The sequence below is a fragment of the Streptomyces sp. NPDC037013 genome, assembly GCF_055607265.1.
The window spans coordinates 152,396-163,882 of the sequence record NZ_JBVJRV010000002.1; the positions used below are offsets into that span (position 1 = coordinate 152,396).

General features: G+C 71.9%; 12 protein-coding genes. 6 read left to right on the forward strand and 6 right to left on the reverse strand.

Features of this window, described 5'->3' with window-relative positions; all coding sequences use genetic code 11:
- Nucleotides 1-249: 249 nt before the first annotated feature.
- From ACZ7DY_RS05775 to ACZ7DY_RS05790, 4 genes are all read left to right on the forward strand, one after another.
- Entirely contained in the window at nt 250-1,260 is a 1,011-nt protein-coding gene (locus ACZ7DY_RS05775; RefSeq protein ID WP_471130594.1) for a polyprenyl synthetase family protein, read from the forward strand.
- 324 nt (nt 1,261-1,584) lie between these two features.
- A complete protein-coding gene (locus ACZ7DY_RS05780; protein ID WP_471130596.1) occupies nt 1,585-2,844 on the forward strand; it encodes a LolA family protein in 1,260 nt (419 codons plus the stop codon).
- A gap of 180 nt (nt 2,845-3,024) precedes the next feature.
- Nucleotides 3,025-3,975 (forward strand): ABC transporter ATP-binding protein, encoded by a 951-nt coding sequence (locus tag ACZ7DY_RS05785; protein WP_471132326.1) that lies wholly within the window; start codon nt 3,025-3,027, stop codon nt 3,973-3,975.
- Nucleotides 3,962-4,867, forward strand: coding sequence for an ABC transporter permease (locus tag ACZ7DY_RS05790; RefSeq protein WP_471130599.1), 906 nt, complete (start codon nt 3,962-3,964; stop codon nt 4,865-4,867). Before ACZ7DY_RS05785 ends, ACZ7DY_RS05790 begins: the two co-directional genes overlap by 14 nt.
- 41 nt (nt 4,868-4,908) lie before the next feature.
- Here the strand turns inward: ACZ7DY_RS05790 and ACZ7DY_RS05795 are convergent, their stop codons facing one another.
- The 3 genes from ACZ7DY_RS05795 to ACZ7DY_RS05805 all read right to left on the reverse strand — a co-directional run bounded on the left by ACZ7DY_RS05795 (nt 4,909) and on the right by ACZ7DY_RS05805 (nt 7,700).
- On the reverse strand, nt 4,909-5,502 hold the full coding sequence (locus ACZ7DY_RS05795) for a flavodoxin family protein (RefSeq protein WP_471130601.1): 594 nt from the start codon (nt 5,500-5,502) through the stop codon (nt 4,909-4,911).
- 159 nt (nt 5,503-5,661) lie between these two features.
- Complete coding sequence (locus ACZ7DY_RS05800) at nt 5,662-6,606, reverse strand: M28 family metallopeptidase (RefSeq protein ID WP_471130604.1); 945 nt, start codon at nt 6,604-6,606, stop codon at nt 5,662-5,664.
- Nucleotides 6,607-6,782: 176 nt separating this feature from the next.
- Nucleotides 6,783-7,700 (reverse strand): SDR family oxidoreductase, encoded by a 918-nt coding sequence (locus tag ACZ7DY_RS05805; RefSeq protein WP_471130607.1) that lies wholly within the window; start codon nt 7,698-7,700, stop codon nt 6,783-6,785.
- Between the two features lie 89 nt (nt 7,701-7,789).
- Between ACZ7DY_RS05805 and ACZ7DY_RS05810 the strand changes: the two genes are divergently transcribed.
- Complete coding sequence (locus ACZ7DY_RS05810; RefSeq protein WP_471130610.1) at nt 7,790-8,485, forward strand: TetR/AcrR family transcriptional regulator; 696 nt, start codon at nt 7,790-7,792, stop codon at nt 8,483-8,485.
- A 16-nt stretch (nt 8,486-8,501) separates the two neighbouring features.
- Here ACZ7DY_RS05810 and ACZ7DY_RS05815 read toward each other — a convergent pair whose 3' ends face one another.
- From ACZ7DY_RS05815 to ACZ7DY_RS05825, 3 genes are all read right to left on the reverse strand, one after another.
- Nucleotides 8,502-8,954 carry a VOC family protein gene (locus ACZ7DY_RS05815; RefSeq protein WP_471130612.1) on the reverse strand — a complete coding sequence of 151 codons (453 nt, stop codon included), beginning with the start codon at nt 8,952-8,954 and terminating at the stop codon, nt 8,502-8,504.
- A gap of 46 nt (nt 8,955-9,000) precedes the next feature.
- Nucleotides 9,001-9,909 (reverse strand): EamA family transporter RarD, encoded by a 909-nt coding sequence (gene rarD, locus ACZ7DY_RS05820; protein WP_471132328.1) that lies wholly within the window; start codon nt 9,907-9,909, stop codon nt 9,001-9,003.
- 199 nt (nt 9,910-10,108) lie between these two features.
- Nucleotides 10,109-10,969 carry an SDR family oxidoreductase gene (locus ACZ7DY_RS05825; RefSeq protein ID WP_471130614.1) on the reverse strand — a complete coding sequence of 287 codons (861 nt, stop codon included), beginning with the start codon at nt 10,967-10,969 and terminating at the stop codon, nt 10,109-10,111.
- A gap of 100 nt (nt 10,970-11,069) precedes the next feature.
- Here ACZ7DY_RS05825 and ACZ7DY_RS05830 point away from each other — a divergent pair, with 100 nt between their 5' ends.
- Nucleotides 11,070-11,438 carry a winged helix-turn-helix transcriptional regulator gene (locus ACZ7DY_RS05830; RefSeq protein WP_471130617.1) on the forward strand — a complete coding sequence of 123 codons (369 nt, stop codon included), beginning with the start codon at nt 11,070-11,072 and terminating at the stop codon, nt 11,436-11,438.
- Nucleotides 11,439-11,487 lie beyond the last annotated feature (49 nt).

Genomic DNA, 11,487 nt, shown 5'->3' on the forward strand with positions numbered 1-11,487 from the left:
CAAGAACATACCGGTGAGTCCGGTGCGCCGCGCGGCCTGGCGTGCCGGAGCGGTTCAGGGGCCGCCCGCGCCGCGCCGACCAGGTCGGTGGCGTGCGACGGGCGGGCAGGTGCTCGCCGTGATCGAAAGTCGACCGGATACGCTGACTTGAGTGATGGCAGCGACACATCGACAAACCCGTGTCATCGACCGAGATCCAATGATCGACCGAGTTGGCCATGTGATCGTCAGCAGACAGGAGAACCTCTCGTGACCGTCGTCGGGCCTTTCGGGCTGAGCGTGCGGGACCAGGCTCTCGAAGCCGATGTCCAGGTCGGGTTGGCGGCTGTCGAGGAGGGACTGCTCGACGCCACCAAGAGCGAGGTGCCCTTCATCACGGAGGCCGCCCAGCACCTCGTCCGCGCCGGGGGGAAGCGTTTCCGTCCGCTGCTCGTGATGCTCGCTGCCCAGTTCGGCGACCCGTACGCGCCGGGCGTCGTGCCGTCCGCCGTGGTCGTGGAGCTGACCCACCTCGCGACGCTGTACCACGACGACGTCATGGACGACGCCGAGGTGCGCCGCGGCGTCGACAGCGCCAACCAGCGCTGGGGGAACTCCGTCGCCGTCCTGACCGGCGACTTCCTCTTCGCCCGCGCCTCGTACATCCTGGCCGACCTCGGCCCGGAGGCCGTCCGCATCCAGGCGGAGGCCTTCGAACGCCTGGTCACAGGCCAGATCCTGGAGACCGCGGGGCCCTCCGAGGGCCGTGACCCGGTCGACCACTACCTCGACGTGCTCCGCGGCAAGACGGGCTCGCTGGTCGCCGTGGCCTGCCGGTTCGGCGCGATGATGTCGGGCGCCGACGAGTCCGTGGTGAACGTGCTCACGCAGTACGGGGAGCGGCTCGGCGTCGCCTTCCAGCTCGCCGACGACGTCCTCGACATCGCGTCCGACTCGCACGAGTCCGGCAAGACGCCCGGCACGGACCTGCGCGAGGGCATCCCCACGCTGCCCGTGCTGCGCCTGCGCGAGCGGGCGGCGCGGCTCGGCCTCGCCGAGGACATCGCCCTGTGCGAGCTGCTCGACTCCGACCTGACCGACGACGCCCGGCACGCCGAGGCGCTGGCCCGGCTGCGCGAGCACCCCGCCCTGGAGCACGCCCGCCGGGACACGGTCGGCTACGCGGAGAGCGCGCGGGCCGCGCTGACCCCGCTCCCGGAGGGCGAGGCGAAGGCGTCGCTGGTGGAGCTCTGCGACCTGGTGGTGCACCGGGCGGGCTGAGACCGGACCCGGGGCCCCCGGGGACGGCGAACGGTCATGTGACAGGGATCACATGACCGTTTTTCTCTGCCCGGGCCGGGTGTGGGCCGGTCGATCGCCGGGGTCCGTCCCCTACTGGACGGGGGAGGAAACGCCGCCGCGTCTCATCCCAGGGCAGTACGTGGAGTTGCGCCCGGGGTCTGACGCTTCTCGGCGGCCGATTTGGTCGGATGGAGGGCACAAGGGAACCCCCACTCCTGACCAATTCGGGTGAGAATGGCGGCACAGGGTGGACGCAGGCACGTACAGGGAAGGCCGCCGCCGACCACGGAGGTAAGGCAGACAATGGCACCGTACGAACCGCAGAAGGACATCAGCGAGGCCGAGGAGCCGCGCGTCGGCCGCCGCAAGGCGGCCCGTTACGCCGTCCCGATCGCGGTGGCGGGAGTGGCGGCGGCGACCATCGGGCTCGTACCGGCCCTCGCCACCTCGGGCGACCCGGACCTGCCGAAGGTCACCGCCCAGGAGCTCATCGAGAAGATCGCCGCGTCGGACACGCAGCAGCTCTCCGGAAACGTCAAGATCAGCACGGATCTCGGCCTGCCGTCGTTCGGCGGCATGACGGGCGGCTTCGGCGGTGGCGGCGGCGCGGACCGGGGCGGCGACGGCGAGGACGGCGGATCGGCCGCCGACCCCAAGGGCAAGCTGATGGAGCTGGCGACCGGTACGCACACGCTGCGCGTCGCGGCCGACGGCCCCGACAGGCAGAAGGTGTCCGTCCTGGAGGACGCCTCCGAGTACAGCCTGATCCGCCGCGGCGACGACGTGTGGGCGTACGACAGCGCGTCGAACGAGGCCTACCACGCGAAGGACGCGGACGCCGCGTCGAAGAAGCACGGCAAGGGCGGCGAGGACGTGCCGAAGGAGCTGCGGGGCGAGCTTCCGACCACCCCCAAGGAGTTCGCCGAGCAGGCCCTCGCGTCGGTCGACGACACCACGTCCGTGAAGGTCGACGGCACCGCGCAGGTCGCGGGCCGCGACGCCTACCGCCTGGTCATCAAGCCGAAGCAGGCCGGCTCGACGGTCGGCCAGATCACGGTCGCCGTCGACGGCGAGACCGGTACGCCGCTCAAGTTCACCCTCACCCCGTCCTCCGGCGGCGCGGCCGTCGTCGACGCGGGTTTCACCAAGGTCGACTTCGGCAAGCCGTCCGCGTCCACCTTCGACTTCACGCCGCCCAAGGGCACGAAGGTCACCGAGGCCGACGAGCACGCCGCTCCGGGCCGCGACCTCAGGGAGAAGGGCGACAAGGGGTTCGGCGGGGGCGGCATCGACGAACCGAAGGTCATCGGCAAGGGCTGGAACTCCATCGCCGAGCTGAAGCTGCCCGGCGGCCAGGGGCTGCCGACGGCCGGCTCCGGTGACGTCCCGCAGGACGCGCAGAAGCTGCTCGACTCGCTGGGCGACCGGGTCGACGGCGCGTTCGGCTCCGGCACGGTCTTCTCGACCCGCCTGATCAACGCCCTCGTCACCGACGACGGCAAGGTCTACGTGGGCGCGGTCACGAAGGACGCGCTGGTGAAGGCGGCCGACGAGGCGCACTGACGGGACACCTACGGGTCAGGGGTACGGCGGATGGAGGGTGCCGGACAGGCACCCTCCCTTCGTCTCGTACGACGACGGCGACGGCCGCGACGGCGGCAGCGGTGACGACGGGAGGACAACGTGCCGGTGGGCAACGGCGGTTCACAGGGGGAGGCGTCCCCCGCGGCACAGGCCGCTCCGGTGGCCCATGTCATCGAGACCCACGCGCTCACCAAGCGCTACGGGAAACACCTCGCCGTCGACCGGCTCGACCTCACCGTCCCCGAAGGCAGCGTCTTCGGGTTCCTCGGCCCGAACGGCTCGGGCAAGACGACGACGATCCGCATGTTGATGGGGCTCATCGAGCCCACCTCCGGCCGCGCCCGGGTCCTCGGCCACCCCATGCCCCGCGCCGCCCGCACCGTGCTCCCGCACGTGGGCGCGCTGATCGAGGGCCCCGCCCTCTACGGCTTCCTGTCGGGCCGCGACAACCTCCTGCGGTACGACTCCGCCGACCCGAACGCCGATCCGCGGACCCGGCGGGCGCGCGCCGAGGCCGCCCTCGACCGGGTCGGGCTCACCGCCGCCGCCGGAAAGAAGGCGAAGGCGTACTCCCTCGGCATGAAGCAGCGCCTGGGGCTCGCCGCCGCCCTGCTCCAGCCGCGTCGGCTCCTCGTCCTCGACGAGCCGACCAACGGACTCGACCCACAGGGCATGCGCGAGATCCGCACGCTGGTCAGGGAGTTGGCGGCGGAGGGCACCACGGTCTTCCTCTCCTCGCACCTCCTCGACGAGATCGAGCAGGTCTGCACGCACGCAGCCGTGATGACCCGGGGCCGCCTGATCACCCAGGGGCCCGTCGCCGAACTGGCCGCGGGCGCCCGCGGCAGACTCGTCGTGACGACACCGGACCCGGGCGAGGCCGCCCGGGTCCTCAAGGAGCAGGGCGTGACGGATCTCGTGGTGGCGGAGGACCGCGTGACGGGCGACCCGCCGGGCCAGGACGCCGCCGGCCGGGACGTGGAACTGTCCGACCTGAACGCCGCGTTGGTCGGTGCGGGCGTCCGCGTCCGCGGCTTCGGGCTCGAACGGGCCTCGCTGGAGGACGCGTTCGTGGCGCTGACGGGGGAGGGCTTCGATGTCGCGGGCTGAGGCCACGGACGCCGCCGGGCCGGCCGGGGCGGACGGTGCGCGGGCACCCCGGTGGAGCTGGACCCTCGGGCTCTTCCGCAGCGAGCTGACGATCACCTTCCGCCGCTGGCGGACCCTCGCGCTGCTCGCGGTGCTCGCCGCCGTGCCGGTCCTCGTCGGCATCGCCGTCAAGATCGAGACCAGCGACGGCTCCACCATCGGCGGGGGCGGCGACGAGGGCGGCCCCGCGTTCATCGCGCAGGTCACCAACAACGGCCTGTTCCTGGTCTTCACCGCGCTCGGCGCGACGCTGCCGTTCTTCCTGCCGATGGCGATCGGCGTCGTCGCGGGCGACGCGGTGGCGGGCGAGGCGAGCGCGGGCACGCTGCGCTACCTCCTGGTCGCGCCCGCGGGAAGGACCCGGCTGCTCCTCGCCAAGTACGCGACCACGCTGACGTTCTGCCTGGTCGCGACCCTGGTCGTCGCCGCGTCCGCGCTCGCGACCGGCGCGCTGCTCTTCCCGCTCGGCGAGGTCACGACGATCTCCGGTACCCGTATCGGCTTCGGCGAAGGGCTGCTGAGAGCCCTGCTGATCGCCCTCGTCGTCGCCGTCTCACTGATCGGCGTGGCGGCGCTCGGTCTTTTCGTGTCGACGCTGACCGGCAGCGGCATCGCGGCGATGGCGACGACCGTCGGCCTGCTGATCACCGTGCAGATCCTTGACCAGATCCCGCAGCTGCACGCCCTGCACCCGTACTTCTTCTCGCACTACTGGCTGTCCTTCGCCGACCTGATGCGCGAGCCGGTCTACTGGGACGACATCGTCAAGAACCTGCAGATGCAGGGGCTGTACGCGGCGGTGTTCGGCTCGGCGGCGTGGGCGCGGTTCGGGGCGAAGGACATCATGGCGTAGCCGCCGCCGTCCCCGGCCGGTCCCCGCCGGCCGGCCCGCGGTCAGTTGTCGTACGGGTAGCGGGCGAGCGCCGGCTCCTGGGCGAAGAACGACTTGGCGCGCACCAGCGCCTCGGAGTCCGCGAGGACCTGGCCGGGCCGGGTGCCGTTGCCGAGCAGGACCCCGCCGAAGCGCATGGGGAAGAAGGCGGCCGTGTTGCGCAAGGTACCGATCAGCGGCTCCGCGACCTCCTCCTCGCGGTGGGCGAGCGCGGTGACGCCCCACAGGGTGCGGCCCTTCAGGGTCTCCTTGAAGGAGATCTCCGGCGTCTCCAGCCAGGCGTCCCAGTAGTCGAGGTAGCGCTTGACGGTGGCCGAGACCGAGTACCAGTACAGCGGCGACGCGATGACGATGTCCGTGGCGGCGAGGGTGGCGTCCAGGAGGACCGCCTCGTTGGTGCCGACGGGACGCGGCCGTGCCCGGGGGCCGGTCTCGTCGTGCCGCGCGTCCCGGAAGTCGGGCAGCGGCAGCTCGGACAGGTCGATCCACCGCTGCTCGACGTCCGGGGGGAGCTGCTCGGCGGCCTTGCGGGCGAGGAGCTCGGTGTTGCCCTCGGGACGGGCGCTGCCGAGGACGAAGAGGAACGAGCGGGCCATGGGATCCCCCCGGGGTCACTGGCGATTGCGTACGACGAATGCTTGCGCGTGCACTATATGCACGCGCATGCATCCGCGTCCAGGGGTCTTTCCCGGGTCCTGGGCCCCGCTCAGGGAGTCAGGACGACTGCTCCGAGGATCAGGGCGACTGCTCCGGGATCAGGACGACAGCGCCCACACCGCGTACGCGATCGCGTCGCTGTTGCGGTCCAGGGCGGTGTCGTCGATGTTCGCCTTCGTGTCGCAGGCCGAGTGGTAGCACTTGTCGAACGCCTCGCCGGCCGTGCCGCCCCACTTCTGCGCCTGCTGGGCCGACTTGGTGGTCTCCGCGCCGCTGAAGACGCCGCCGACCGGGATGCCCGCCTGCTGGAACGGAGCGTGGTCCGAGCGGCCGTCGCCCTCGTCGTCCGGTTCCGTGGCGATGTCCAGGCCGGCGTAGTAGTCCTTGAAGGTCTTCTCGATGGCGGGGTCGTCGTCGTAGACGAAGTAGCCCGCGTTCGGGGAGCCGATCATGTCGAAGTTCAGATAGCCGCTGATCTTCGAACGGTCGGCGCCCGCCAGGCCGTCCACGTAGTGCGAGGAGCCGACGAGGCCGATCTCCTCGGCGCCCCACCAGCCGAACCGCAGGTGCTTGGTGGGCTTGTACCGCTCGCGGGCGACGGTGAGCGCGGTCTCCAGGACGGCGGCGGACCCTGAGCCGTTGTCGTTGATGCCGGGACCCTCGGAGACGCTGTCGAGGTGGGCGCCCGCCATGACGACCTGGCTCTCGTCGCCGCCCGGCCAGTCGGCGACGAGGTTGTAGCCGGTCTTGCCGCCCGCGGTGAACTCCTGGACGGAGGTGGTGAATCCGGCGGCGTCCAGCTTGCTCTTGATCTGGTCGACGGAGGCCTTGTAGCCGGCGCTGCCGTGGGCGCGGTCGCCGCCGTTGGCGTCCGCGACGGACTGCAGGTCGGCGAGGTGGGCCTTGACGGCGGCGACGGATATGTCGGGGGCGGCGGCCGCCTTCGGGGCGGGCGCCGCGGTGGATATCGCGGAGGTGGTGAGCAGTCCGGCGACGGCCACGGCGGCGGCCGCGACGGCACGTCCGGGAACGGAGAGACGCATGTGGGGGGCTCCGGTTTCCGTGTTCTGTTGTCCTGTGGGGGGTGGGGATACGAACTCGTGTCGTTCAGGCGCGAGTTCGAGGTGCCTGATGGTGCTCGGGAGACACGTGTGGCGTCAAGACCGCACAGCGGTCGGGGAGTTCCGCATAGCGTGCACGGCCACGCCGGCGGCGTGGATCAGCGGTGTTGTACGGGGGCGAAGGCCCCGGTGAGGCGTTCGGCCTCGGTCCACAGGCGTGCCGCGCCGGTCTTGTCCCGGGCGCTGCGCGGCAGGGCGATGGTCCTGGTCGGGCCGACCATCGACCAGCGCGGGCCGTAGTAACCGCCGGCGGTGGCACGGGGGCTGGTGGCCGCGTACAGCAAGGGTTCTGCGCCCTGCTCAGGACCCTGAGACGGCACGATCTTGTACAGGAGCGATTCGAGCAGGCCGGGACGGCCGCCGTTCAGGGTGGGGCCGGAGGTCATCAGGTTGGTGCGGGTGTAGCCGGGGTGGGCGCCGGCCGAAAGCAGGGGCCACGAGTGCCGCGTGGCGAGCTCGGCGAGATGGACCATCATCAGCAGGTCGGCGAGCTTGGACTGGGCGTAGGCCCGGGTGGGGCTGTAGTCGCGGCTGGACTGCAGGTCGTCGAAGTCGATGCGGGCCCTGCTGGCGGTGCCGCTGCTCATCGTGGCCACCCGTGGGGCGGGTGCGGCCAGGAGCAGGGGCAAAAGCCGGACGGTGAGGGCGAACGGGCCGAGGAAGTTGCTGGCCAGCTGCAGCTCGAAGCCGTCGGCCGTCTCCGTGCGCCGGGGCACGTTCATGACGCCGGCGTTGTTCAGCAACAGGTCCACCGGCCTGCCGTCGGCGGCCAGGCCGTCGGTGAACTCGCGCACCGACGTCAGGTCGGCCAGGTCCAGGCGGCGGACCTCCGCCCGGGCGCCGGGGTGCGCGGCGAGGATGTAGGCGCGGGCCTGCTCGCCCTTGGCCGGGGTGCGCACCGCGAGGAGGACGTGGGCCCCGGCGCCGGCCAGCCGCTTGGCGGCCTCCTTGCCGGTGCCGCTGTTCGCGCCGGTCACCACGGCGAGCTTTCCGTGCAGGTCAGGAACCTGATACATGAGGAAACTCCATTACGGACCGCCGGTATCTTGTCCTGTCAACCGTAACGGACCGGCGGTACCTAATCAAAGTACCGCCGGTTTGTAATATGAGGGCCGTGACCTTCCAACGAGCCCGCACCGACGAGCAGCGCACCCAGCGGCGTCGCCAGATCCTGGCCACCGCGGCCGCGATGCTGACCGAGATGCCGGTCGCGAAGCTGAGCCTGAACGAACTGAGCCGCCGCGTCGGCCTGGCCAAGGCGAACGTGCTCCGCTATTTCGAATCACGCGAAGCGGTGCTGCTCGACCTGCTCGACACCGAGATCCGGGACTGGGTCACCGAGCTGGACCGGGCACGGGCGGACGGCCGGGGCACCGTGCGAGAACGCGAAGACGCTCTCGCCGACCTGCTCGCCACCTCGATGGCGCGGCGGCCCGTCCTGTGCGAGCTGCTCAGCGCGCAGGGCGCGGTACTGGAGCACAACATCTCCACCGAGACCGGCATCCGCCACAAACGCGCCGCCCGTGCGTCCCTGCGGACCCTGGTCCAGCTCATCCTGCGCCACCTCCCCGAACTCGGCCCCGAGGGTGCCGCCGCCCTGGCGGAGACGACGCTGCTGATGGCCATGACCGCCTGGCAGTGCAGCCGCCCCACGGACGCGATGCTCGCGGTCTACGCCTCCGACCCCGAACTGGCGGCCATGCGCCCAAACTTCACCGAACTGGTCCGCCGCACGGCATCCGTGACCGCCACCGGCCTGCGGACTCGACACCAACCCGAGGTCGATGCGCCCCGCGGATGACTGAGGCAAGCGTCCTCTAGTGGACGCAGAACTCGTTGCCCTCCGGGTCCGTCATGATCATCCATTCGCCGCCCGGCTCCTTGACGTGCCGGGCCACGGTGGCGCCCAGTGCGGCGAGCCGGGTCACCTCGGTGTCCCGGGTGCCCGGCTCGGTGTGTACGTCGAGGTGGAGGCGGTTCTTGCCGGTCTTGGCCTCGGGCACGCGCTGGAAGAGGATGCGGCGGCCCAGGCCGGTGCCGCTCTGCTCGTCGAAGGGGTCCTCGGGGTGCCGTACGGCGATCAGGTCGCGCCAGGCGCGGCGGCCGCGGAACTCGACGGTCGCGGCCTCCGGCGCCGCGCCGAGCCCGAGGAGGCGCTCGATGAGCGTGCTGTTGTCCTCGACCTCGTACCCCAGCGTCTCGGCCCAGAAGACCGCTTGGGCGTGCGGGTCGCGGGCGTCGATGACGAGCTTCCAGTGCAGGGTGGTCATGGGGACCAGTTATAGCGGTGACGAGCCGGAGCGTGCGTGGAGCGGGCTAAAGGGCCGGTTCCGGCTCGTCCCGCGGCGTCGTGGGCGCGGCGTCGGCCGCCCGCCGTGCCGCGGCGATCCGTGCCGCGTTCCGCCGCGCCGTGCGCAGCGCGTCCCAGGTCAGCAGCGAGAGCGCCAGCCACACGAGGGCGAAGCCCGCCCACCGCTTGGGCGGCATCGCCTCGTGGAAGTACAGGATGCCGAGCACGAACTGGAAGACCGGCGCCAGGTACTGCAGCAGCCCCAGGGTGGAGAGCGGCACCCGGATCGCCGCGGCCCCGAAGCAGACCAGGGGCGCGGCGGTGACCACCCCGGTGGCCGCGAGCAGCGCCGCGTGCCCGGCTCCCCGCGTGCCGAACACGATGTCGCCCCGCGAGGCGAGCCAGATCAGATAGCCGAGGGCCGGCAGGAACTGCACGGCGGTCTCGGCGGCGAGCGACTCCAGGCCCCCGAGGTTGACCTTCTTCTTGACCAGGCCGTACGTGGCGAAGGTGAAGGCGAGGCAGAGCGAGATCCACGGCGGCCTGCCGTACCCGAAGGCGAGGACGAGCACGGCCGCGAGGCCGATGCCGACCGCCGCCCACTGCACGGGACGCAGCCGCTCGCCCAGGAGCAGGACGCCCATGGCGATGGTGACCAGCGGGTTGATGAAGTAGCCGAGGGACGCCTCGACGACGTGACCGGAGTTCACGGACCAGATGTAGACGCCCCAGTTGACCGTGATGACCGCCGCGGCGACGGCCACCAGGCCGAGCCTGCGCGGCTGGCGCAGCAACGCGCGCGCCCAGTCCCAGCGCCGGATGAAGAGCAGCGCGACGCCCACCACGGCGAGGGACCAGACCATGCGGTGGGCGAGGATCTCGACGGCGCCGGCCGGTTTGAGGAGCGGCCAGAAGAGGGGGACGAGTCCCCACATCCCGTAGGCGGCAAAGCCGTTCAGCAGCCCGACGCGCTGCTCGCTCCCGGACTTCCCGGCTGCTCCGCTCTCCACGGCCCCTCCTCGGTGCACGGCAGCCCCACGCTGCTTCCCAGAAGGTAGCGCCGGAAACCCCCGCCTGTCATGCCTGTCACCGGGAGACGCTCATGACATCGGCGTGGGCGTCCGCGTGGGGCGGTCAGCGGCCGAGCGCCGAGGAGACCGCGTCGGCGAGCGGCGTCGTGGGCCGCCCGATGAGCCGGGCCAGCTCGCCGGAGGTCCCCGCGAGGCGTCCCCGCGCGATGGCCGCGTCCACGTCGACGAGGACCGCCGCCATCGGCTCCGGCACCCCCGCGCCGGTCAGCACGGCGAGGTGCCGCTCGGCGGGGACGTTCGCGTACGAGATGTCCTTGCCGCTGCGCGCCGCGACCTCGGCGGCGTACTCGGCGAAGCTCCACGCGACGTCGCCGCTCAGCTCGTAGGCCCTGCCCTCGTGGCCCTCGCCGGTCAGGACGGCCACGGCGGCCGCGGCGTAGTCGGCGCGCGCGGCGGAGGCGACCCGGCCCTCGCCGGCCGAGGCGATGACGGCGCCGTGCTCCAGGACCGGGGCGAGGTGCTCGGTGTAGTTCTCGTGGTACCAGCCGTTGCGCAGAAAGGTGTACGGCAGGCCGGAGTCGAGGATCAGCCGCTCGGTCACCTTGTGCTCGGCCGCCAGCTCGAAGTCGGCGTCGGGCCCGCCGAGGACGCTCGTGTACGCGAGGAGCGCGACGCCCGCCTCGCGCGCGGCGTCGACCACCGCGCCGTGCTGCGGCACCCGCCGCCCGACCTCGCTGCCGGAGATCAGCAGGACGCGGTCCCCGGCGGCGAAGGCGCCGCGCAGGGTCTCGGGGGCGTCGTAGTCGGCGATCCGCAGCTCGATGCCGCGCTCGGCGAGGCCGGCGGCCCGCTCCTTGTCGCGGACGACGGCGGCGATCTGCGCGGCGGGGACGCGGGCGGCCAGCAGTCCCTCGATCACGAGGCGGCCCAGGTTTCCGGTGGCTCCGGTGACGACGATGCTCATGGGTGAAATCTCCGATTCGGGACGTTGTGACTGATCTGCCACTCACCCTAGGTCCGGCGCTAACTTTCCGTAAGTACCCACTTTGAAGTAAGGTACTGGCATGGACGTAAGCGACTGGGCCACCCGCGAGGAGATGTGTCCGCACCGCCTCGTCCTTGAGCACGTCACGAGCCGGTGGGGCGTCCTCGTCCTGATCGCCCTGGAGGAGCGCTCGTACCGGTTCAGCGAGCTGCGCCGCCACATCGGCCGCGTCAGCGAGAAGTCGCTGGCCCAGACCCTGCAGACCCTGGAGCGCGACGGCCTGGTGCACCGCGACGCCAAGCCGGTCATCCCGCCCCGCGTCGACTACTCCCTCACTCCGCTCGGCCGCGAGGCCGCCGGACAGGTCAGGGCCCTCGCGACGTGGACGGAGCGGCGCATGGACGACGTGCGGGAGGCCCGCCGGGCATACGACGAGGCCCGGTCCTGAACGCTCAGGACCGGGCCTCGGGGCGCGGCGGGACGGGCCGGGGTCTGTC

What these genes read in the sequence shown, in the direction of transcription:
- ACZ7DY_RS05810 (WP_471130610.1), top strand. Translation starts at nt 7,790, where the DNA reads ATGAGGGCCGTGACCTTCCAACGAGCCCGCACCGACGAGCAGCGCACC.
- ACZ7DY_RS05800 (WP_471130604.1), bottom strand. Translation starts at nt 6,606, where the DNA reads ATGCGTCTCTCCGTTCCCGGACGTGCCGTCGCGGCCGCCGCCGTGGCC.
- ACZ7DY_RS05780 (WP_471130596.1), top strand. Translation starts at nt 1,585, where the DNA reads ATGGCACCGTACGAACCGCAGAAGGACATCAGCGAGGCCGAGGAGCCG.
- ACZ7DY_RS05795 (WP_471130601.1), bottom strand. Translation starts at nt 5,502, where the DNA reads ATGGCCCGCTCGTTCCTCTTCGTCCTCGGCAGCGCCCGTCCCGAGGGC.
- ACZ7DY_RS05825 (WP_471130614.1), bottom strand. Translation starts at nt 10,969, where the DNA reads ATGAGCATCGTCGTCACCGGAGCCACCGGAAACCTGGGCCGCCTCGTG.
- ACZ7DY_RS05815 (WP_471130612.1), bottom strand. Translation starts at nt 8,954, where the DNA reads ATGACCACCCTGCACTGGAAGCTCGTCATCGACGCCCGCGACCCGCAC.
- ACZ7DY_RS05830 (WP_471130617.1), top strand. Translation starts at nt 11,070, where the DNA reads ATGGACGTAAGCGACTGGGCCACCCGCGAGGAGATGTGTCCGCACCGC.
- ACZ7DY_RS05790 (WP_471130599.1), top strand. Translation starts at nt 3,962, where the DNA reads ATGTCGCGGGCTGAGGCCACGGACGCCGCCGGGCCGGCCGGGGCGGAC.
- ACZ7DY_RS05805 (WP_471130607.1), bottom strand. Translation starts at nt 7,700, where the DNA reads ATGTATCAGGTTCCTGACCTGCACGGAAAGCTCGCCGTGGTGACCGGC.
- rarD (WP_471132328.1), bottom strand. Translation starts at nt 9,909, where the DNA reads ATGTGGGGACTCGTCCCCCTCTTCTGGCCGCTCCTCAAACCGGCCGGC.